This window comes from Sandarakinorhabdus limnophila DSM 17366 (assembly GCF_945882885.1).
GTDB lineage: Bacteria > Pseudomonadota > Alphaproteobacteria > Sphingomonadales > Sphingomonadaceae > Sandarakinorhabdus > Sandarakinorhabdus limnophila_A.
The window spans coordinates 1-21,201 of the sequence record NZ_CAMCWT010000002.1 but is presented as its reverse complement, the minus strand read 5'-3'; the positions used below and the strand labels follow the sequence as shown (position 1 = coordinate 21,201).

Genomic DNA, 21,201 nt, shown 5'->3' with positions numbered 1-21,201 from the left:
TTCGCGGCAACGATGAGGCTGGCCAGCGCTTGGGCAAGGATACGCATGAACAACGCCCCACCTGTGCCGGCTGTCGCGGGCACCCAAGGTGGGGAGGCACTCGCGACCCGGCGGCGAGCGGGTCCTGGGGGGATTGAGCGCGCAACCGGTGCCGGCTGTATCTGACAATAATTACATTCGCGTAATGTTCAAGGGGCGGTAGCGAAAAATGTCCCGTTCTCAGGCGCGCGGCGCCAGGGGCAGGTTCCTTGAAGGCCGCGTCTACCTGTCGGGCACCGTGTTCTACAGCGATTTCCGCGATTTCTAGGCGCGTGCGGGTGGCGGCTCGGTGGCGGCCTTACCGGTGCTGAGCGCTGTTTGGCTCTCGATTTGGGGCGTCGAGCTGTAAGCGGCGCTGAAGCCGACGGAGTACTGGGATCTGCGGATGAACGCTGAGCAAGTTTGAGTTGCGAAAGGGCGGGGGGCTTCTCCCGCCCTTTTTGCATGATATGGCAGCACGCATGACTGATGCGCTGCCCGTTACCGAGCCTGACGCCGCCGCTGAACTGTCGCGGCTGGCAGAAGCCATCGCCCACCACAGTGAGGCCTATTACCAGAAAGACGCGCCCAAGATCTCGGACGCGGATTACGATGCGCTGGTGCAGCGCAATGCCGCCATCGAAGCGGCCTTTCCGCACCTGGTGCGAAGCGACAGCCCGAGTTTCCGGGTGGGATCGAAGCCGGCGGCGGGCTTTGCCAAGATTACCCATTCAAAGCCGATGCTGAGCCTGGATAATGTGTTCAGCAATGAGGAAGCCTGCGAGTTCGTGGCGCGGGTGCGGCGGTTTCTGAACCTGCCCGACGATGCCGACGTGTGGCTGCGCGCCGAAGCCAAGATTGACGGGCTGTCTTGCGCGATGCGGTTTGAAAATGGCCGGCTGGTGAACGGTGCCACCCGCGGCGATGGCGCGGTGGGGGAGGAGGTGACGGCCAATCTCGCCCATGTCACCGGGCTGGCGCACGCGCTGCCGGCCGGCGCGCCGCAGGTGGCGGAGGTGCGCGGCGAAATCTACATGTCCAAGGCTGGTTTTGCCGCGTTGAACGCGCGGCAGGCTGAGGCTGGTGCCAAGATCTTTGCCAATCCACGCAATGCGGCCGCAGGCTCGCTGCGCCAGCTTGATCCGGCGATCAGCGCCAGCCGGCCGCTGGCCTTCATCGTCCACGGCTGGGGCGAGATGAGTGCGACGCCGGGCGCCACCCAGAGCGAAGTGACGGCGGCGATTGCAAGCTGGGGCTTCGACACCGGCAGTCTGGCGGTGGGCGATGCCACGCTGGAGCAATGTCTCGCCTTCACCGCTGATCTGGAGCGCCGGCGGGCGGACTTGCCCTTCGATATCGATGGTGTTGTCTACAAGGTGGAGCGGCTGGATTGGCAGGAGCGGCTGGGCCAGGTGGCGCGCTCGCCGCGTTGGGCCGTGGCGCACAAATTCCCGGCGGAGAAGGCCGAAACCTTGCTGGAGGCGATCGATATCCAGGTCGGCCGTACCGGCGCGCTCACGCCCGTCGCGCGGCTGGCGCCTGTTACCGTTGGCGGGGTCGTTGTCACCAACGCCACGTTGCACAATGAAGACGAGATTGCCCGGCTCGACATGCGGGTGGGGGACCGGGTGCAGGTGCAGCGAGCCGGCGACGTGATCCCGCAGGTGCTGGGTGTGGTGCTGTCTGATGCGCCGCGTGGGCCCGCGTTCGTCTTCCCCGATCATTGCCCGGCCTGCGGTTCCACGGCGGTGCGCGAAGAGGATGGCGCCGTGAAGCGTTGCACCGGTGGCCTGACCTGCCTGGCGCAGCGGCAAGAGCGGCTGCGGCACTTCGTGTCGCGCAATGCCTTCGATATCGAAGGGCTGGGCACCGAGCGGCTGGAGCTGTTTGCCAGCGCCGGCTTGATCAACGGGCCGGCCGCGCTATTCCGGCTGGATCGCGACGCGCTGCTGGCGCTGCCCGGTTTCAAGGAAAAGTCGGTCGACAAGTTGCTCGCCGCCATCGACGAGAGGCGGACGGTGAGCCTGGATCGCTTCCTGTTCGCGCTCGGCATCCGCCATGTTGGCGAGGTGACGGCGCGCGATCTCGCCCGCGCCTTCCGTTCGGCCGAGGCGGTGCAGGACGCAGCGATGGCCGATGATGCGGTCAATCGGCTGACGGCGGTGAACGGCATCGGCGCCATTGTCGCCGAAGCCCTGATCGATTTCTTCGCCGAACCGCACAATCGCGACACACTGGCCGCCCTGTTGGCTGAAGTGACGCCTCAGCCGTTGCCGGAGGTGAAACAGACCGGACTTTCGGGCAAGACCATCGTGTTCACCGGCGCGCTGGAGAAATGCACCCGCGAGGAAGCCGAGGCCCAGGCCGAACTGCTCGGCGCCAAGACGTCCGGCAGCGTGTCTGCCAAGACCAGCCTGCTGGTCGCCGGACCGGGGGCGGGATCGAAGCTGGCCAAGGCGCAAGCGCTTGGCATCCAGGTTGTTGATGAGGATGGCTGGCTGGCGCTGGTGGCGCAGGCGCAAACTGAGTCCTGATTAGATGTAATCTATGTTCTCAGTGCATGGCTGATGCCCAAACTGCTGCACTGCACAATGGCGTGTGACAGTCTTATTACAGCCCTTGTCAGCCGGGAATTGGCCCGGCTCATCAACAGGAGCGTACCAATGAAAGTCGTATCGACTGAATTTGAACCGCAGGTGCGCGCTGTTCCGGTGTCCGAAGTTCTGGCCCCGGTCCGCCCCCTGCCGATCCGCAAGCGTCGCATCATGCTGACGCCAGCTGCGGTCGAAGCCCGTCTGTTCCACGCGCTCTAAGGCCCGTTGAACAGGCGCAAGCCTTTAGGTTTGAGTCCTTTTTTCGTCAGAACCAGGCAGGACCATTCGGCCCTGCGGTCCATCGGCCACGCCGGCACCAACCCGTGCCGGCGATAGGCGTTGGCGACGGCGCGTTGCTGGTGGTGGAGAAGTCCCGCCATCACCAGCACGCCGCCGGGCGCGATCACCCGCGCCATGTCCCGCGCCAGCGCGATCAGCGGCGGTGCCAATATATTGGCCAGCACCAGATCATAGGGCGCGCGGTTGCGCAGCGACGGGGCGGCAAGCCCAGGGCAAACCGCCAGAGCCATGCGCCCTGCACATGCGCCTGCGACAAAATGGTTCAACGCCAGATTTTCCGCCGCCACGTCGATGGCGATCGGATCGATATCGCTGGCAATGGCCCGCGCGCTGCGATTGGCCTGCAGGGCCGCCATGGCCAGCACACCGGTGCCGGTGCCGATATCGGCGATATTGCGAAAATCCCGCATTTTTTTCAGGCGCGCGATCGCCGCCATGCAGCCGTGCGTGGTGGCATGCTGGCCGGTGCCGAAGGCGAGGCCGGCTTCGATACGAAAAGCCCAATCGCCGATCCGCACTGCATCGGTATGATCGGCGGTGTGGATGATGAAGCGCCCGGCCCGCACCGGGGCCAGGTCGCGCTGCGACATGGTGGTCCAGTCGGCTTCCGGCAGCTCTTCCAGCACCGGCTTGGCGGCAGATTCGAACAGACCGACAATCAGATCGACCGACGTGGCATCCGGTTGATCAGCGAAATAGGCGGTCAACACCCAGTCATCGGGCTTGGACGGGTCGGGTTCCTCAACATTCAGCGTTGGTGGCTCGTCCATCAACTCGAACAGGTCGGGCAGGGTTTCGGCTTCGGCGCGGTTCACCGCGAAACGCAGCGCCCAGCTCATGCGGGCCGCACCGCGCCGTCGGCAAATATGTGGCTGCAACTCAGGGCCTTGGCCTCTGCATCCGCTTCCAGCGCCGTCACCGTGATCCAGCCCTGCTGGCGCAATTCGGCCCCGATATCGGCCGAGGTGCCGACGGGCAGCAACACGCGGGTGCGGGCTTCCTGGCCCAGACCGAGATCAACCAGTCCATCGACATAGAGCGAGAAGCCGATCGCGGCCTCCTGCCGGCCATCGCTGTGCGCGACCGTGTAGGCGCCGCCGCGGCCGACTTCGGCCATCAGGCCGGCGCCGAACAACGAGAAGCCCAGCCAGGTCTGATATTCAAAGCCGTGGCGCTCGGTGGGGTCGAGTGTCACGGAGACGCCGTTCAGTCCATCAGCCAGCGCGGCAATCGCATCCAGTCGCGCCAGCACAGCATTGGGCAGATCAAGCTGCTTCAGCGCCGCCAGTGCACTGTTTACCGGGCCAGCAGCGGCGATCAGCGGCACATATTGATCGGCACCGGCGGCGCGCAGGGCGCCGACATCCTTGCCGTCCAGCCAGGCCTGCACGTCGCTGAGCGACGCATTGCCCAGCGACCAGCCGGCAGCAGCGAGATCGGCAACCAGCGTTGGCATGGTGAGATCGACCGAAAGCCCGGTGAGGCCCGTGGCGGTCAGCGCTTCCACGGCGACGGCCAGCACTTCGACAGCGGCGGCCGGGCTGTCGCTGCCGATCAGTTCGGCGCCAGCCTGGGTGCGTGCGCGTTCGGGCGAAAGCTGATCACCGCGCACGCGCGCCACTTGCCCGGCATACATCAGCCGCAGCGGGCGCGCCTGCCCGGCAAGGCGGGTGACGGCGATACGGCCAACCTGGCCGGTGATGTCGGAACGCAGCGCCAGCGTCATCTGGCTGACCGGATCGGTGAAGCGCAGGCGTTCGCGGCTGCTGCCACTGGCCAGGCTGGCTTCATATTCGATCAGCGGTGGCGCCACCCGTTCATAGCCATGGGCGGCGCACACATCGGTGAGGGTGCGCACCAGGCTGGCAAGGGCTTGGGCTTGCGGCGGCAGCCGATCGCGCAACCCTTCGGGGAGGAGGCCGAAACTTGTCATGGGGAGGCGGTTAGCGGCAAGCGGGGAGGGCAGCAAGCGCTTCCTCCCCGCCAGCCATCACACGAAGCGCAGGGCGCTGGCCACCTTCACGCCGGGCAGGGCGCGGATGGTGGTGAGCAGCGCGTTGGGGATGTCGTTGTCGACGGAGAGCAGCAGCACAGCCTCGTCACCGGCATCGCAGCGGCCAAGGTGGAAGGTGCCGATGTTCACGTCAGACCCGCCCAGCGCGGTGCCGAGGCGGCCGATGAAGCCCGGCTTGTCCTCGTTGACGATGTACAGCATGTCGCCGGCGAGATCGGCTTCGACGGTGATGCCGAAAATCTCGGTGAGGCGCGGTTTGCTGTTGCCGAACAAGGTGCCCGCAACTGTTCGCGGACCGCTGGCGGTCATTACCGTCACGCGCAGTAGCGTGTGATAATCAGTTTCGCGGTCGTGGCGCACTTCGGCGATCTCGATCTCGCGCTCGCGCGCCAGATAGGGCGCGTTGACCATGTTGACCGTGTCTGAGTGCGTGCGCATCAGGCCGGCCAGCACGGCCGCCGTGATCGGCTTTAGGTTCAGCTGGGCCGCGGCACCTTCCACTTCAACGCGGACCGATTTGATGCCTTCGTTGTCGAGCTGGCCGACCAGGCTGCCGAGCCGTTCGGCCAGCGCCATGTAGGGCTTGAGGCGTGGTGCTTCCTCGGCGGAGAGCGACGGCATGTTGAGCGCATTGGTGACGCCGCCAGTTAGCAGGAAATCGCTGAGTTGCTCCGCCACCTGGATGGCGACGTTGACCTGGGCTTCGTCGGTCGACGCGCCAAGGTGCGGGGTGGAGACGAAGTTGGGCGTGCCGAACAGCGGTGAGGCCTTGGCCGGTTCTTCCAGGAACACGTCGAGCGCGGCGCCGGCGATGTGGCCGGAATCGAGCAGTTCCTTCAGCGCCACTTCGTCGATCAGGCCGCCGCGCGCGCAGTTGACGATGCGGATGCCTGGCTTGCACTTCAGCAGGTTTTCGCGGCTCAGGATGTTGCGGGTGCTGTCGGTGAGCGGCGTGTGCAGGCTGATGAAATCGGCACCGGCCAGCAGTTCATCCAGCGTCACCTTGGTCACGCCAATATGCTCGGCACGTTCCGGGGTGAGGAACGGATCGAAGGCGATCACCTTCATCTTCAGGCCCAGGGCGCGATCGGCGACGATGCTGCCGATGTTGCCGGCGCCAATCAGGCCCAGCGTCTTGGCGGTCACTTCGACGCCCATGAAGCGGTTCTTTTCCCATTTGCCGGCCTGGGTGGAGGCGTCAGCCTCGGGCAGCTGGCGGGCGAGCGCGAACATCAGGGCGATGGCGTGTTCGGCGGTGGTGATCGAGTTACCGAACGGCGTGTTCATCACCACGACGCCGAGCGCCGAGGCGGCCGGGATATCGACATTGTCCACACCGATGCCGGCGCGGCCCACCACCTTCAGATTGGTGGCGGCGGCGAGCACCTCCTTGGTGACCTTGGTGGAGGAACGGATGGCTAGGCCATCATAGTTGCCGATGATCTTGATCAGCTCGTCCTTCGACAGGCCGGTGATTTCGTCCACTTCGATACCGCGGGCGCGGAAGATCTCGGCGGCCTTGGGGGACATCTGATCGGAGATTAGGACTTTGGGGGTACGGGTGGTGGGCATGGGTGTTGCTCCGGGAATGTGAGTCCGGCGTCGGGGCCGGGAAGGGGCGGAAGGGACGGCAGCCGCTCAGGCCGCCGTCACCTCGGCGTGGGCCCAGTCGAGCCAGTGGGTCAGCGCGACCACATCGGCGGTGTCGACGGTTGCGCCGCACCAGATGCGCAGGCCGGCCGGGGCGTCGCGATAGGCGCCGGTGTCATAGGCGGCCTTCTCCTTTTCGAGGAGCGACACGATCGCCTTCACCTGCTCTTCGGCAAGGCCGGGCAGGACAAGGCAGACCGACGTGTTGGAGCGCGAGGCGGCATCCTTGGCCAGATGTTCGACCCACGGGCGCGACTGCACCCAGGCGTCGAGCGCCGCAGCATTGGCATCGGCGCGGGCCTTCAGGGCGTCGAGGCCACCCAGGCCATCGGCCCATTCCAGCGCGTCGATATAATCTTCCACGGCCAGCATGGAGGGAGTGTTGATGGTTTCGCCAACGAAGATGCCTTCGGTCAGCTTGCCCTTGGAGACGAGGCGGAAGATCTTGGGCAGCGGCCAGGCCGGGGTGTAGCTTTCCAGCCGCTCGACGGCGCGCGGGCCGAGGATGAGCATGCCGTGGCCGCCTTCGCCGCCCAGCACCTTCTGCCAGCTGTACGTCAGCACATCGACTTTGTCCCAATCGACGTCCTGCGCGAACACGGCGGAGGTGGCGTCGGCGAAGGTCAGGCCTTCGCGGTTGGCCGGCACCCAATCATAATTGGGGACGCGCACGCCGGACGTGGTGCCGTTGGCGGTGAACAGCACGTCGGTGCTGAAGTCGACAGCGGCCAGATCGGGCAGTTCGCCATAGGGGGCTATGATGATGGTGGGGTTCAGTTTCAGCTGCTTGGCGGCATCGGTCACCCAGCCTTCGCCAAAGCTTTCCCAGGCGATTGCGGTGACCGGGCGGGCGCCCAGCATGGTCCACATCGCCATTTCATAGGCGCCGGTATCGCTGGCCGGCACGATGCCGATGCGGTGCGTGTCGGGGATGCCGAGCAGCTTGCGGGTCAGATCGATGGCGTGCTTCAGTCGCGCCTTGCCAAGCTTGGACCGATGCGAGCGACCAAGCGACTCAATCGCAAGATTTTGGGGGCTCCATCCGGGACGCTTGGCGCAGGGACCGGACGAAAAATGCGGACGCGCCGGAAGCGCGGTTGGTTTGGCAGTCATGTTCTCTCCTCACAGAGAGCGCGCGCCGCGTTGGGACGGCGTGGCCCGCCGCCGGGGATAGGGATTTGGCCGGCGGGGTCAAGCGGTTTCGGATCTACCGTGGATGCGCGGGCCCCGCCCTAGTTCACCGACTCGACGATGGCGCGACCCAGCGGCACGAACTGGCGGTTGCGTTCGGCCAGTTCGGATTTGGCCGCGAACAGATAGGCGGCGACCCAGGTCGGCTTGCGCCCCGGTGGGGTGATCACCGAAACGATGTTGCGGGCGCGCCATGAACCGGCGCCGGTCTTGTTGGCTTCCTGCCACCCCAGCGGCAGCGCGGCACGGATCATGGTGTCGGCGGTCTTGCTGGCCTGCATCCAGCCGAACAGCGTGCGGCGCGCGGCAGGTGAGAGAATGCGGCCCTCCACCAATGCCCGCGACGTGGCCAGCATGGCGGTCGGCGTGGTGGTGTCGCGCGGGTCGCCGGGAGTTTCGTTGTTCATTTCAGGCTCGTTGCGGTCGATCCGGGTGGTCTGATCGGCGATGGACCGCAACCAGGCCGTGAGCGCCGCCGGGCCGCCCACCTTCGCCAATGCGATATTGGCGGCGGGATTGTCGGAGAGCACGGCCATCGCCTCGGCCAGTTCCAGCAGGCTGGCCGTGCCGCCGATGCGTTTTTCGGTGAAGGGCGCGTTGAACAGCATGTCCGCCTTGGTCACCGGCAAGCGTTCGGCCATCGCCCATTGGCCCTTATCCGCCCCATGCAGCAGCCGGGCAGCAAGCAGCAGCTTGAAGGTGGAGCACAATGGGAAGCGATCGTTGGCGCGGTGGCCGAAGCGTTCGCCGGTGTGGGTGTCGAGCAGCGATATGCCGATCGGACCGCCAGCGCTGCGCTCAACAGCCGTGATGGCGCGGCGCAGCGGGGCGAAGCGGTCCGGCGCGGCGGCGGCAAGGAGCGGCAGGCCGGTCATGAGCATGCGGCGGTCGATCATGCATTCTCCCTCGTGTCGGCCGGGCATTGACCTCGCACCGGCGATGGCGTCTCGTCAATCCAACCGCAAAGAGGAAACTGGGGATGATCGACTGGACCGGGCAACGCGTGCTGATCACCGGAGCGGCCAGCGGCATCGGGCGGGCGCTTGCGGTGCAGTTGGCGCAGCGTGGGGCACTGGTGACGGCGGCCGATATCAATGCGGAAGGCGTCGCCGAAACGGCGGCGCTTTGCGACGGCGAAGCGCTTGTGCTCGATCTGGCCGATGGTGCGGCCGGTCCGGCGGCCGTGGCGCAACTCGTCGCCAGCCATGGCCGGCTGGATGCAGTGTTCGCCAATGCCGGCATCGGTTATCGGCGCCGGCTACTAAAGGCCGATCTGGATGATGCCGACCTGGCGCGGCTGTGGGAAATCAACATGTTGGGGCCAACGCGGCTGGCGCAGGCGCTGTGCACGGCGGCGGAGGCCGGCGGCTGGCGCGCGCGGATCGTCATCACCGGATCGGAAAACAGCCTGTCGCTGCCACCGTCGGTGCAGAACAACGGCATCGGCCTTTATGCGGCGTCCAAACATGGCGTGCTGATCCTGGCCGAATGGCTGGCCACCGAAAGCCGCAACGCCGGCAAGCCGCTGGATGTTCATGTGCTGCTGCCCGGCGGGGTTTATACGGGCATGACGGCGCCGGGGCTGGGCGACGATCCGGCGCGCTGGCCGGCGGATATGGGCATCATTTTGCCCGAACGCGCCGCCGAATTGTGCCTGAAGGGCCTCGATCTCGGCCTGTTTCACATTCCCACCCACGCCCATCTGCAAAACGACATGGCGTGGCGCACCAACAGCGTGGTCGAAGCCACCGCAGTGCTGGGCCTCAACGAACAGGCGTGACAAGCCCGGCCGGCTGCCTTATGGGCCTCAGCCGTTTTGTGAAGAAAGAAGAAGATGATGAACCCTCCGGTTCCCCCTAGTGTCCCACAAAGCATTTTCCCGACCGCCGAAGAAGATGCGAAGTTGGGCAACACGCCCACCGCTGTGCCGCAAACAGAGCATCCCGCCTATCGACTGGCCTTTCAGGATGCCGATTTCCTGCTGCGCGAGGATCTGCGCCCGGTGCGCTTCCAATTGGAACTGATGAAACCGGAAGTGTTGCTGGCCGAAGCCGATATCCACAGCACGTTCGTGTTTTACGGATCGGCTCGCATCCCGTCACCGGAAGAAGCCCCGGCGCTGATCGCCGCAGCCGAAACCCCGGAACGCAAGGCCGTCGCTGCGCGCCTGGCCCGCAATGCCCGTTATTACGACGTGGCCCGCGAACTGGCCGTGATGGTCTCCACCTTCTGCAAGGAAGGCGAACGCTGCTTCACCGTCTGCTCGGGCGGTGGGCCATCGATCATGGAAGCCGCCAACCGCGGCGCCTGGGAAAGCGGCGCACCATCAGTGGGCATGAATATCGTGCTGCCGCACGAACAGGTGCCCAATCCCTATGTGACGCCGGGTCTGTCGTTCCAGTTCCACTATTTCGCGCTGCGCAAGATGCACTTCCTGATGCGCGCCAAGGCGGTGGCGGTGTTCCCCGGCGGCTTCGGCACGTTCGATGAGTTCTTCGAACTGCTCACCCTGGTGCAAACCGGCAAGGTCGCTCCGCTGCCGATCCTGCTCTATGGCCGCGAATTCTGGAACCGTGTGGTGAATTTCGAAGCCCTGGCCGAGGAAGGCGTGATCGCACCGGATGACCTGAAGCTGTTCCACTTCGTCGAAACGGCGGAAGAAGGCTGGGCGATCGTGAAGGCGCATTACGGGCTGTAAGGGAAGCGGCCAGAATCGCCCTCTGGTCGTCCCCATCCGCCTCATGCCGGCTTGCGGTTGACCACGTCCCCGCGCTTCGGCGCTTCCAGGTACATGCGGTCTGGCCCCCTCGCCTGACGCTCCGCTTTGAGTGACGCCATGTCGATGACATGACGAAAGCGCACGTCGTTGTTCCTGATGCTGTCGAACGCATCGTTGATGTCGGCAATTTCGATCATCTTTATTTCGGGCCCGATGCCGTGTTCTGCGCACAGGTCCAGCACCTCCCTTGTATCCGCAACGCCGCCGATCAGCGAGCCGGCGACGCTGATCCGGTTGAACACCATCGGTCCCGGGTTGAAGGCTTCGAACTGCATCATGTTGCCCACGACGACCAAGGTCGATCCCGGCTTCATGAAACCGAGATAATCGGCAAGATCATGCGGATAGGGAATGGTGTCGATCATGATGTCGAGCGACTGTGTGGCTGCCTCGACTGCTGCCGCATCATCCATGACCACGACCTTGTGGGCGCCCAGTGCCATGATGGCATCAACCTTGTCGGCCGACGTCGTGAACGCGACCACGGTCGCTCCCATCGCCTTGCCGATCTGCACGGCCATATGGCCGTGCCCACCAACACCGGCGACGCCCAGCGTCTGGCCCTTCTTGAGGCCGAAATGCTTCATCGGCGAATAGGTCGTCACCCCGGCACACAGGATCGGCGCGGCTTTGGCGGGTTCGATCACTGCGGGTATGGAGACCACGAACTCCTCGCGCACGGTGATGCTGTCGCTGTAGCCGCCATAGCTGTTGGATCCGTTCGGCAGCTTGGGGCCGTTGTAGGTGAAGGTGGCGCTTTTCGGACCGGAGCAATATTGCTCTTCACCCGCGACGCAGGCAGCGCACAATTGGCAGCTGTTGACCATGCAGCCGACGCCAACCGTGTCGCCAATTGCGAATTTCGACACGCCATCCCCGATCTTGGTAACGGTGCCGACGATTTCATGACCCGGAACGCCGGGCCAGACCGTGTTCTCCCAATCATCAGCGCATTGGTGGATATCGGAATGGCAGACCCCGCAGAAGGCGATGTCGATCTCGATCTCGCCGGCCCGCAGCGGCTCGCGATCGAAGCTGACTGGTTGAAGCTTTTGATGGGCGCTCTGGGCGCCATAGCCGATGACGGTCATGGAGATTCTTTCTGCTGTTCTGGTTGACAGCAGGAGAACGCCCCGGTGCGGCTTTGGATGCCGGAAGGTCGAAATAAAGGCCCAAATCCAGACGGGGATCATTTCCGCCGAACCGACATGCAAGCGCAGACCTGCATCGATGATGGTGTGTGGGCAAGGGTGGCCACGCAGGCCCACGTTCCCCGCTGGATGCTGGCCTGCGCCAGCATGACAGGCCATCTTGGGAATCGGTTTCCCGAAATCTAACGGGTGCAGGGGCCTCGCCCCTGCCCGCCGGAGGCCCGTTTTCTCTGATCAGCACGCACGAAAAAGGGGCGGCGGCCTTCCCGGCCACCGCCCCTGAATTCGTGGTGAGTCGCCTTACTTGGCGGCCGCGTCGGCAGCCGGAGCGGCTTCTTCCGCAGCCGGGGCTTCTTCAGCCGGGGCTGCGGGGAGCGGCAGCGGGCTGGCGCTCTTGGAGTTCAGATAGGCGATGACGGCGGCGCGGTCTTCCGGCTTGCTGATGCCGGCAAAGCTCATCTTGTTGCCGGCCATGAAGGCCTTCGGGCTCTTGAGCCAGCCCCACAGATTGTCCCAATCCCAATTCTTGCCCTTCATACCCGACAGGGCATCGGAATAGCTGAAGCCACCGGCGGCAGCGATCGGTCGGCCGACAATGCCGTGCAGTGCCGGGCCGGTGCCGTTGGCGCCGCCGGGATCGACATTGTGACAGGCCGCGCACTTCTTGAACACGGCTTCGCCCTTGGCGATATCGGCGGATGCCAGATAGAAAGCAGCCGGCTTTTCGACTTCGGCGGCGGCAGCGCCTGCGGCCGGGGCTTCTTCGGCGCCGGCAACTTCATAGCCGGGCTTTTCAGGCAGGTGGCGAGCGAACATCATGTCGCTGGTGATCGACACGCCGAGCACGGCCACCAGGCCTGCCAGCACGCCACCGAAAATCTTGTTCCACTCAAAGCTGTCCACGTCGAAGCTCCAATGTGCGCGCGGCTGCCCACGGGATGAACCCGGCCTGCGCCTTCCTGACTTAGCGATTAGGCAATTGCGCGCCGCCTCGCAAGCATTTGCTTGTTGCAGCGCACTATCATAACGAACGGACATGACGAGCAGCTATCCGCACATGGCCCAGATACTGGTTGATCGCATGGCGGCCGCCGCGGCCGCGGCGCCTCAACAGGCCGTGGCGTTTCAGGGGGCGCCCGGTGCCTACAGCCACCAGGCGGTGCGGGAAGCGTTCCCGGATCGGTTGCCCTTGCCCTGCGCCAGCTTTGAAGATGCCATAGAAGCCGTACAGTCCGGCCGCGCCGGCGTGGCGATGATTCCGATTGAAAACAGCCTGCACGGCCGGGTGGCCGATATCCACTTCCTGCTGCCTGAATCCGGCCTGTCCATCATTGGCGAGCATTTCGTGCGGGTGCGCCATTGCCTGCTGGGGCTGGGCGAAAAGGCGGCGCTGCGCGAGGTGAAGAGCCATCCTCAGGCACTGGGCCAAGTGCGCCGCCACCTGCGGGCGTGGGGCATCGCACCGGTGCAGTTTTTTGATACGGCGGCCGGTGCCGCCGCCGTGGCAGGCGAAGGCGATGCCAGTGTGGGCGCGATTGCCAGCCGGCTGGCGGGTGAGCTTTATGGGCTGAATATCCTGGCCGAAGGCGTGGAGGATGAAGATCACAACACCACGCGTTTCGTGGTGTTGAGCCGAGAGCCCGTGGTGCCGCCGCTGGGGCTGCCGGCGATGACCAGTTTCAATTTCGAGGTGCGTTCGGTGCCGGCGGCGCTGTTCAAGGCGCTGGGCGGCTTTGCCACCAATGGCGTGAACATGACGAAGCTGGAATCATACCTGCGCGACGGCAAGTTTTCTCAGGCGGAGTTCTATGCCGAGATCGATGGATCCCCGCTGGAACCGCCGGTGGCACGGGCGCTGGAGGAACTGGCCTTCTTCACCAACTGGGTGAAGATTATTGGCACCTATCCCCGCGCACGAGATCGGGCAGATTAATCAGGCGGGTGCGCGCAGCAGGCGCACCAGCGCCTTGCCGAAGCGGCGTTCGACGACGCGCTCCCAATCGCAGGTGAGGGGATCGGCCGCGGCCGTCTCGACGCTGACCAGCGCGCCCGGCGCGATCCAGCCGCGTTCGTGGAGATGGCTGAGCGCCGGATCGGCAAGGCCAAGGCCATAGGGCGGATCAAGGAAAACAAGGTGATGCGCGCGCGGTGCGCCGCCGATGCTGGCAACAGGGCTTTGCCGCACATCGCCGGTGGCGCCCATGGCGGCGAGATTGGCGCGGATGGCCTTCACGGCGGCGGCGTCATTGTCGATGAAGCAGGCCGTGCCGGCGCCGCGCGACAGCGCTTCGATCCCCAGTGCGCCGGTGCCGGCGAACAGGTCGAGCACGTCCAGGTCTTCAAAGGTGCCGAGCCGGCTGGTCAGCATTGAAAAGATTGCTTCGCGGGCGCGGTCGCTGGTCGGCCTGGTCGATTCCCCGGCGGGGGCTTTCAGGGCGCGGCCCCGCCATTTGCCAGAGATCACGCGCATCAGCGCGGCTCCGTTTTGGTGGCCTTCAGCATCGCTTTCAGCAGGGCCACATCGGAATCCGGGATTTCATCGGCCATGCGCGGCGGCAGATCATCCAGGCCGATCGGGCCATAGGCAACGCGGATCAGCCGGTTCACCTGCAACCCGACATGTTCGAGCACGCGGCGCACTTCGCGGTTCTTGCCTTCGCGTATGGTGACGATCAGCCAGAGATTATGGCCGGTCTTGCGCTCGATATCGGCGAGGATGGGGCCGTAATGGACCCCCTCGATGCTGATGCCATCAGCCAGCGCCTCCAGCACCTTCTGCGTCACTTCGCCGAACGCGCGGACGCGGTAGACGCGCGGCACGCCCGAAGAGGGCAACTCTAGCGCGCGCTTGAGCTCGCCATCGGTGGTGAGCAGCAGCAGGCCTTCGGTGTTCATGTCGAGCCTGCCCACCGGCACCACGCGCGGCAGGCTGGGCGGCAGGATATCCATGATGGTCGGGCGGCCGGCGGGGTCGCGCGCGGCGGTCAGGAAGCCGGCAGGCTTGTGGAAACGATAGAGCTTGGCCGGCGCGATGCCGGCAACGGGCTCACCATCCACGGTGACATTGGCAAGATTGGTGATGTTGAGCGCCGGCGAGGTGAGCACTTCGCCATCGATGGCGATGCGGCCTTCGGCGATCATGCGTTCGATATCGCGGCGCGAACCGACGCCGGCACGGGCCAGCGCCTTGGCGATGCGCTGCGCAGCCACTTCGGTTTGCCGTACGGGGGCCGGGCCCCGCCTGATGCGCGGTTGTTCGGCGCGCGGCGCCGGCTTGCCGGGGCCAGCGGCGGGGCGGGCAGGGCGTTCGCCGCGCTGCGCACGTTCGGTGCGGGCCGGACGGTCGCGCAGGTCTGGCCTTGCACCCCTGGGTGGGCCTTCAGCCCGGTCAGGGCGCTCAGCGCGTTGCGGGCGTTCGGAACGGGCCGGCCGCGGCGAGCGATCATCACGCTGGGGGCGGTCGCCGCGTGGCGGGCGCTCGTTGGTTTCGGCGCGTTCGCGGCGGTCGCTCCAGCCCGCAGCGCGTTGGTCACGGCGCGATAGCGGCGGGGCTCCAGGCGGACGCTGGCCAGAGTGGGAGCCAGAGCGGACAGGCGAGCGCTGACCCGTTTTGGGGTCGGAGGGGCTGGCCGGGCGTTTGCCCCCGGTTGGTTTGCGTGGTGGTCGCATGGCGCATCCCATGCGGCCGGGCTGCCGGATTGTCAAAAAGAGAAGGGGGCAAAAAAGGGGGGTGGTGTTGCCACCGTCCCCCCAACTCAGTTCGGTTGATCAGGCGATCAGAATTTCACCTGGACACCGCCGTAGAAGAAGCGGCCGGTGTTGGTGAAGATTGCATCCCCGCCGGTGCCCAACAGGTCCAATGGTGGCAGTTGGTCGAAGATGTTGTCCACACCTACGTAGGCCGAAATACCTTTGTACACCTTGGCCGTCAAACGCACGTCCGAATAAGTGATGGCCGGGTAATAGACTAACGGCGTGGCATCGAGGTTCGTCGGCGGACGGCCCTGTTCCTCGTTCTGAGCTCCCCAGCTGTTAAGGGTTTGCTTGCTCAGGTAGCGGAAGCTGTAGAGCAAGTCGAAGCCTTTATAACCTACGGTCACGTTCAGCTGGCCGTTTAGCTCCGGACTGCCCAGCGTGCTACGCTCACGTGTCAGGCGGTCCGGCTCGGTGATCGAGGTGAAGACGTTCCGCTCCAGCAGCAGCGACACCAAGGCACGAACATTCAGGCGCCAGTCTTCACCGAACTTGTGGGTGTAAGCAGCATCAAAGTCGATGCCCTTGGTCAGCTGACGGGCAAAGTTGAAGGGACCCTGGATAAATGACTGGCCTGTGGTGGCAATGGCCACAGTCTGGCCGGCGTGCAGCACGCTGGACTGGCCACGGAAGGTACCATCCGGGTTGCGGAAGATCGCCGCGCAGAAGGAGTTGTTAATGCCGCCCGGATCGTCATAGCACTGGTTGATGACGGTCTGCGCGCCCACCGTGTTGATAGCATCGGTGAGGCTGATGCGATAGAAGTCAACACTGGCCACGAACCCCGGCAGGTAGGACGGGGTGTAGACCATGCCCACCGTCCAGCTATCCGAGTTTTCAGCGAACAGGCCGGGGTTGCCGCCGCCAAGGCCGGAGATACCTGAAGCCGGACGGTTGGTGAACGGCTCGGTCACGCCCACGAAGGTCTGCGTGGTCGGCACACCGCCCGCACGGCAGTTGGCAACGCGGTTCGGGTTGTTGTTGATGTTCTGCTGACCGCAGGGATCCGACAGACCATTCAGGAACGTCTGCGACTGCGCAGCGAACAGATCGCTCTGCGTCGGTGCTCGGATGGCGCGGCCATAGTTGGCGCGGAAGCGCACATCTTCTACCGGACGCCACACACCGCCAACGTTGTACGAATAGACGGTACCTGTATTTCCGCTGCTGTAATTGGAAATGCGACTGGCGGCTTCAACCGTCAGTTCCTTGAAAAATGGCACGTCCTTAAGGATCGGCAGGCGGACTTCGCCAAAGGCTTCCCAGACGTCCAGACGCGGCGGGTTGAAGTTGGCGATCGAGTTCAGGAAGGTCTGGCCGCCGCGGGTCACATCATCGAACGACGAGAAGCTGCGCTCCTGACGCCATTCGCCGCCGACCGAGAAGCCAACCGGACCGCCGGGCAGTTCGAACAGCTTAGCTGAATCGCCGGTAACGGTGGCGATTGCATTGAACTGTTCCGACCACTGGTTGCGGCTTGAAACCTGACCGATGTAGGCCAGTGCTTCTGCAGACGGTGCGCCAAGGCCGAACAGGTTGAGCGGACGGCAAGCCGGATCATCGTTGGTGGTGATGGCATCGTTGTTAACCGAGCAGACGATCGTGCCGGCTGTATTGCGCACCGCGTTCACCGCGTTGGTGAAACGGGCCAGGTGAACGTTGCCGCGGGTTTGATAGAAGGTTTCAACCCGCCCGTAGTTGAGGGCGACATTGTAGCTCCAGGTGTCCATGAAGCTGCCCTGTGCGCCCACCACGGCGCGGAATAATTCACGGCTGTGGTTTTCGCCGCGGCCACCGAAATCGATGTTGAAGCGCTGGATCTGGAAATTGCCGCTTGCAGGCAGTGATGTGGTCAGCAGGTCACGCGCCTGCGCGGTGAGGAACGGGTTGCTGACGTTCAGGGTGGGGTTCAGTGCGCCCGATGAGAAGGTCGGCTGTCCTTCCTGCAGCGATTCCGTGCGCACCCACTTGGCTTCGAAGTAGGGGCGGAACGCATCAGACACTTCGAAGCTGCCGATCAGGTTGGCGGCATAGCGCGTGTTGCCGATCTGCATCAGGCCGGTTTCACGCAGGGTCGAACCAAGGCCGCCCTGGCCATTGCCCGAACCGAACGGACGGAAATCGCGCGTCACCACGTTTTTCACGAGGCTGCCATCCGGGTTGAACACGAACACGTTGCCGAACTGCGAGGTGCCGAGCGCGTTGAACAGGCCCGAGCAATTCAGCGTGGCACGCGCACCGGGGACAACGCCCTGGCAGACCGAGGTGAAGGCGCCGCCGGTCGAAATTCCGATGTTCTTGAGCCCGCTGATGAACTGGGTGTCGAATACCCCGTCGCCAGCCGCCGGTTCGGGAGTGCCGTTCGGGCCCGAAGTGGCGGTGTCTTGCACCAACTGGAACTGTGAACGGCCGGTGATAGCGCCTGTTTCCGGACGATCGGCAAAGAACAGAGGATCGCTCTTGTTATACTCGACCGACAGGGCGATGTTCCCACGACCGTCGGCGAAATTCTTGCCGGCGGTGATGGTGGCCAAATATTGGGTCGAGTCGCCACGTGACGATATGCCGGCTTGGGCGCGGCCCATAATGCCCTCGAAGTCACGTTTCAGCACGAAGTTGACGACACCGGCGATGGCGTCTGAGCCGTAAACCGACGAGTTGCCGCCGGTGACGATGTCGACGCGCTCGATCAGGTCAACCGGTATGGTAGACACGTCAACCGTGGCAGCCCCCGGTTGCGAGGTGACGTGGCGGAGGCCATTTTGCAGCACCAGCGTGCGGTTGGTGCCCTGGCCACGCAAATCGAGGATCGACAGACCGGCGGTGCCGATGAAGCGGCCGCTGTTCTGGCTGGTGAAGGACGGGCGGAATTGCGGCAGCAGCGCTAGGCGGTCACCAACGTTGACGGTGCCGTTCTGCAGCAATTCAGCCGCGCTCAGCGAAGTGATCGGCACGGTAGCATCGATGTTCTCACGCGCGATGCGCGAACCCGTGACAACCATCATTTCGGCGGCGGCCTCTTCGGCGGCACCCTGCGCGACCTTGGTTTCCTGGTCTTCGGCAGCGAAGGTCGGTGATGCAGCGATGGCCAGGGCGGATGCCCCCATTAGGATCAATGAACGCATGAAAGCCCCTCAATTGCTGTTTAAAAGATGATGTATGGCGAAATTGTTACGCTGCGAAAAGGGCGGAACCGCCATTTTGCGCTGTGCTGCGAAAAAGGAGCGCAAAACTGTTGCGCGAATGCATCATTTTTGCGACGCCTGAAGCCCGCATCGACTGCCTGCTGCCTGTTGCTCTTGACCACGCCTTGCGCTAACCGGCCCGGCAATGCCCCTGTGGTGAAATTGGTAGACGCGCTCGACTCAAAATCGAGTGGAGAAATCCGTGCTGGTTCGAGTCCGGCCAGGGGCACCAAATCGCAGCGCCGCGAGCGCCGTCCGACGTCGCGGCTTTGCCGCGCACTTGCTTCCTTCCCTTGACCCTCCAGCAGTCGCGGCGGCTGCGCCCCCATGCGCGCCCTGTGATTACTGGCAAGGGTGACGCCCCCACCGCCCACTGATAGCCTCACCGCCATGGCTCACGCAAAATACCCACTCACCTTCTCCCCGCTCGACCTGGGCTTTACCAGTCTCAAGAATCGCATCCTGATGGGATCGATGCACACCGGCCTTGAGGATATCGAAGGCGGGTTCGAGCGCATGGCGGCCTTCTTTGCCGAGCGCGCGCGCGGCGGAGTTGGCATGATCATCACCGGCGGCATCGCGCCCAATCATGAAGCCGGCGGTGGCGGCAAGCTTTCGACGCCCGAGGAAGCGGCGCAGCACAGCATCGTGACCAATGCTGTTCACGCCGCTGCGCCGGATGTGAAGATCGTCATGCAGATCCTTCACGCTGGGCCGCTCGCCGGCACAGCGGCGTGCGTGGCGCCATCGGCCATCCGATCCCGCATCGGCCGTTTCGTGCCCAATGAACTGGATGCGGACGGGATCGAGAAGCAGCTCAATGATTTCGCCAATTGCGCCGCGCAGGCGAAGGCGGCGGGCTATGATGGCGTCGAAATCATCGGCTCGGCTGGCTATCTCCTCTCCACCTTCCTGGTCGAAAAGACCAACACCCGCACTGATGAATGGGGCGGCAGTTTCGAAAACCGCATGCGCTTCCCTGTCGAAGTGATCCGCCGCACCCGCGAAGCTGTGGGCAATGATTTCATCCTGATCTTCCGCATCCCGGCCATGGACATGCTGGAAGGCGGCATGTCGGGCGAGGAGGTGATCCAACTGGCGCAAGCCGTGGAGGCTGCCGGCGCGACCATCATCAGCACGCACTTCACCTGGCACGAAGCCCAGGTGCCGACCATCGCCACCATGGTGCCGCGCGCCGCCTTTGCCGAAGTGACGGGGCGCATCAGGAAGCATGTTGGCGTGCCGATGATCACGTCGAACCGCATCAATATGCCGGATGTGGCGGAACAGGTGCTGACCGCCGGCCACGCCGATCTCGTCTCGATGGCCCGGCCGATGCTGGCTGATGCCGATCTGGTCAACAAGGCGTTCGAAGGCCGCGAGGACGAGATCAACACCTGCATCGCCTGCAACCAGGCCTGCCTTGATCACACGTTCACGGGCAAGCTCACCTCGTGCCTGGTCAATCCGCGCGCCTGCAATGAAACGCTGATGCCGGTGGTGCCTGCCGCCACGCCGCGCGATCTGGCCGTGGTTGGCGCCGGGCCGGCGGGGCTGGCCTTTGCCGTGGAAGCGGCCCAGCGCGGCCACAAGCTGACGATCTATGATGCCGGATCCGAAATCGGCGGCCAGTTCAACCTGGCCAAGCGAGTACCGGGCAAGGAGGAGTTCCACGAAACGCTGCGCTATTTCAGCCGGATGATCGAGAAGCTGGGCATTTCGCTTCGCCTCAACACCCGTGTGGATGCTGACATGCTGGCGGCGGCCGGCCATGACGAGGTGATCGTCGCCACCGGAATTCGTCCGCGTACGCCCAACATTCCCGGCATCGATCACCCCAAGGCCGTGCCCTATATCGATGCGATCCTGGGCCGCAAACCGATCGGGCGCACCGTGGCGATCATGGGGGCGGGCGGCATCGGTTTCGATGTGGCGACGCTGATCACCCATGCCGGACCGTCGGCGGCGGTGGATATCCCGACCTTTTGCCGAGAATGGGGCGTCGATTTCCTCAACCACCCGCGCGGCGGTGTGACCGGGCTGGTGCCGCAGATCGAAAAGGCCGACCGCGAGGTGGTGATCCTGCAACGCCGCGACGGCGCGCCTGGCAAGTCGCTGGGGCGTACCACCGGCTGGACCCACAGGCTGAGCCTGGTGCGGCGCGGCGTAAAGATGATGGGCGGGGTTACCTATCTGAAGATCGATGATGACGGCCTGCACGCCCTCGTGAATAGTGAGCCCCGCCTGTTTGAGGTGGACACGGTGATCATCTGCGCTGGGCAGGAGCCGGAACGGGCGCTGTATGATGCACTGGTGGCGCGGGGTTTGCCGGCGAAGCTGATTGGCGGCGCCAGCGATGCGACGGAGCTCGACGCAAAGCGCGCCATTGCCGAAGCGACGGAACTGGCGCTGGCCAGCTAGAGCATTTTTCGACCTGTCTGAATCGAAAGGGGATTCCCTCGGGCGGCGTTTTCTGGTTCAGAATCCGTGCTGGTGAAGGAGGCCGGCATGGATGGGCCTACCACTATCGATGGATCTGCGTCGGCGGCTTTTGGCGGCGATTGAT

16 protein-coding genes and 1 tRNA gene are annotated in these 21,201 nt (G+C 64.6%); 7 read left to right on the top strand and 10 right to left on the bottom strand.

Translation table 11 applies throughout. The features are described 5' to 3' along the window. Positions 1-500: 500 nt before the first annotated feature. On the top strand, positions 501-2,552 hold the full coding sequence (gene ligA / locus Q7O19_RS00565) for an NAD-dependent DNA ligase LigA (protein WP_303808006.1): 2,052 nt from the start codon (positions 501-503) through the stop codon (positions 2,550-2,552). Between the two features lie 129 nt (positions 2,553-2,681). Continuing rightward, positions 2,682-2,831 (top strand): hypothetical protein, encoded by a 150-nt coding sequence (locus Q7O19_RS00560; RefSeq protein ID WP_303808004.1) that lies wholly within the window; start codon positions 2,682-2,684, stop codon positions 2,829-2,831. Here the strand turns inward: Q7O19_RS00560 and Q7O19_RS00555 are convergent. The 5 genes from Q7O19_RS00555 to bla all read right to left on the bottom strand — a co-directional run bounded on the left by Q7O19_RS00555 (position 2,828) and on the right by bla (position 8,663). After that, entirely contained in the window at positions 2,828-3,751 is a 924-nt protein-coding gene (locus Q7O19_RS00555) for a 50S ribosomal protein L11 methyltransferase (protein ID WP_303808002.1), read from the bottom strand. The two genes, Q7O19_RS00560 and Q7O19_RS00555, sit on opposite strands and share 4 nt — an antisense overlap. Continuing rightward, on the bottom strand, positions 3,748-4,845 hold the full coding sequence (locus tag Q7O19_RS00550; protein ID WP_303808000.1) for an ATP phosphoribosyltransferase regulatory subunit: 1,098 nt from the start codon (positions 4,843-4,845) through the stop codon (positions 3,748-3,750). Before Q7O19_RS00550 ends, Q7O19_RS00555 begins: the two co-directional genes overlap by 4 nt. A 57-nt stretch (positions 4,846-4,902) precedes the next feature. Next, positions 4,903-6,498 (bottom strand): phosphoglycerate dehydrogenase, encoded by a 1,596-nt coding sequence (gene serA, locus Q7O19_RS00545; protein WP_303807998.1) that lies wholly within the window; start codon positions 6,496-6,498, stop codon positions 4,903-4,905. Between the two features lie 66 nt (positions 6,499-6,564). Next, positions 6,565-7,689, bottom strand: coding sequence for a phosphoserine transaminase (locus Q7O19_RS00540; protein ID WP_303807996.1), 1,125 nt, complete (start codon positions 7,687-7,689; stop codon positions 6,565-6,567). A gap of 119 nt (positions 7,690-7,808) precedes the next feature. Then, positions 7,809-8,663, bottom strand: coding sequence for a class A beta-lactamase (gene bla / locus Q7O19_RS00535; protein WP_303807994.1), 855 nt, complete (start codon positions 8,661-8,663; stop codon positions 7,809-7,811). 83 nt (positions 8,664-8,746) lie between these two features. Between bla and Q7O19_RS00530 the strand changes: the two genes are divergently transcribed. Together Q7O19_RS00530 and Q7O19_RS00525 are read left to right on the top strand one after the other, a co-directional pair. After that, positions 8,747-9,547, top strand: coding sequence for an SDR family oxidoreductase (locus tag Q7O19_RS00530; RefSeq protein ID WP_303807992.1), 801 nt, complete (start codon positions 8,747-8,749; stop codon positions 9,545-9,547). A 54-nt stretch (positions 9,548-9,601) separates the two neighbouring features. Continuing rightward, on the top strand, positions 9,602-10,465 hold the full coding sequence (locus Q7O19_RS00525) for a TIGR00730 family Rossman fold protein (RefSeq protein WP_303807990.1): 864 nt from the start codon (positions 9,602-9,604) through the stop codon (positions 10,463-10,465). A gap of 41 nt (positions 10,466-10,506) precedes the next feature. Here the strand turns inward: Q7O19_RS00525 and Q7O19_RS00520 are convergent, their stop codons facing one another. Further along, entirely contained in the window at positions 10,507-11,814 is a 1,308-nt protein-coding gene (locus tag Q7O19_RS00520; RefSeq protein WP_303807989.1) for an NAD(P)-dependent alcohol dehydrogenase, read from the bottom strand. Between the two features lie 183 nt (positions 11,815-11,997). Continuing rightward, the gene (locus Q7O19_RS00515; protein WP_303807987.1) at positions 11,998-12,600 is read right to left on the bottom strand and encodes a cytochrome c family protein; all 603 of its coding nucleotides are present in this window, start codon (positions 12,598-12,600) and stop codon (positions 11,998-12,000) included. Positions 12,601-12,733: 133 nt separating this feature from the next. Here Q7O19_RS00515 and Q7O19_RS00510 point away from each other — a divergent pair, with 133 nt between their 5' ends. Beyond that, positions 12,734-13,630 (top strand): prephenate dehydratase, encoded by an 897-nt coding sequence (locus Q7O19_RS00510; protein WP_303807985.1) that lies wholly within the window; start codon positions 12,734-12,736, stop codon positions 13,628-13,630. Here the strand turns inward: Q7O19_RS00510 and rsmD are convergent, their stop codons facing one another. From rsmD to Q7O19_RS00495, 3 genes are all read right to left on the bottom strand, one after another. After that, a complete protein-coding gene (rsmD, locus tag Q7O19_RS00505; RefSeq protein ID WP_303807983.1) occupies positions 13,631-14,167 on the bottom strand; it encodes a 16S rRNA (guanine(966)-N(2))-methyltransferase RsmD in 537 nt (178 codons plus the stop codon). Continuing rightward, the gene (locus tag Q7O19_RS00500) at positions 14,167-15,378 is read right to left on the bottom strand and encodes a pseudouridine synthase (RefSeq protein ID WP_303807981.1); all 1,212 of its coding nucleotides are present in this window, start codon (positions 15,376-15,378) and stop codon (positions 14,167-14,169) included. Before Q7O19_RS00500 ends, rsmD begins: the two co-directional genes overlap by 1 nt. A 95-nt stretch (positions 15,379-15,473) precedes the next feature. Further along, a complete protein-coding gene (locus tag Q7O19_RS00495) occupies positions 15,474-18,575 on the bottom strand; it encodes a TonB-dependent receptor domain-containing protein (RefSeq protein WP_303807980.1) in 3,102 nt (1,033 codons plus the stop codon). A gap of 207 nt (positions 18,576-18,782) precedes the next feature. On the opposite strand from Q7O19_RS00495, the gene Q7O19_RS00490 reads away from it, so the two are divergent. Together Q7O19_RS00490 and Q7O19_RS00485 are read left to right on the top strand one after the other, a co-directional pair. Continuing rightward, positions 18,783-18,867 (top strand) — tRNA-Leu (locus Q7O19_RS00490). A gap of 158 nt (positions 18,868-19,025) precedes the next feature. Beyond that, complete coding sequence (locus tag Q7O19_RS00485) at positions 19,026-21,056, top strand: NADPH-dependent 2,4-dienoyl-CoA reductase (protein ID WP_303807978.1); 2,031 nt, start codon at positions 19,026-19,028, stop codon at positions 21,054-21,056. The last annotated feature ends 145 nt before the right edge of the window (positions 21,057-21,201 follow it).

What these genes read in the sequence shown, in the direction of transcription:
- Q7O19_RS00510 (WP_303807985.1), top strand. Translation starts at nt 12,734, where the DNA reads ATGACGAGCAGCTATCCGCACATGGCCCAGATACTGGTTGATCGCATG.
- serA (WP_303807998.1), bottom strand. Translation starts at nt 6,498, where the DNA reads ATGCCCACCACCCGTACCCCCAAAGTCCTAATCTCCGATCAGATGTCC.
- rsmD (WP_303807983.1), bottom strand. Translation starts at nt 14,167, where the DNA reads ATGCGCGTGATCTCTGGCAAATGGCGGGGCCGCGCCCTGAAAGCCCCC.
- Q7O19_RS00525 (WP_303807990.1), top strand. Translation starts at nt 9,602, where the DNA reads ATGATGAACCCTCCGGTTCCCCCTAGTGTCCCACAAAGCATTTTCCCG.
- bla (WP_303807994.1), bottom strand. Translation starts at nt 8,663, where the DNA reads ATGATCGACCGCCGCATGCTCATGACCGGCCTGCCGCTCCTTGCCGCC.
- Q7O19_RS00485 (WP_303807978.1), top strand. Translation starts at nt 19,026, where the DNA reads ATGGCTCACGCAAAATACCCACTCACCTTCTCCCCGCTCGACCTGGGC.
- Q7O19_RS00555 (WP_303808002.1), bottom strand. Translation starts at nt 3,751, where the DNA reads ATGAGCTGGGCGCTGCGTTTCGCGGTGAACCGCGCCGAAGCCGAAACC.
- ligA (WP_303808006.1), top strand. Translation starts at nt 501, where the DNA reads ATGACTGATGCGCTGCCCGTTACCGAGCCTGACGCCGCCGCTGAACTG.
- Q7O19_RS00550 (WP_303808000.1), bottom strand. Translation starts at nt 4,845, where the DNA reads ATGACAAGTTTCGGCCTCCTCCCCGAAGGGTTGCGCGATCGGCTGCCG.
- Q7O19_RS00560 (WP_303808004.1), top strand. Translation starts at nt 2,682, where the DNA reads ATGAAAGTCGTATCGACTGAATTTGAACCGCAGGTGCGCGCTGTTCCG.
- Q7O19_RS00530 (WP_303807992.1), top strand. Translation starts at nt 8,747, where the DNA reads ATGATCGACTGGACCGGGCAACGCGTGCTGATCACCGGAGCGGCCAGC.
- Q7O19_RS00495 (WP_303807980.1), bottom strand. Translation starts at nt 18,575, where the DNA reads ATGCGTTCATTGATCCTAATGGGGGCATCCGCCCTGGCCATCGCTGCA.
- Q7O19_RS00540 (WP_303807996.1), bottom strand. Translation starts at nt 7,689, where the DNA reads ATGACTGCCAAACCAACCGCGCTTCCGGCGCGTCCGCATTTTTCGTCC.
- Q7O19_RS00500 (WP_303807981.1), bottom strand. Translation starts at nt 15,378, where the DNA reads ATGGGATGCGCCATGCGACCACCACGCAAACCAACCGGGGGCAAACGC.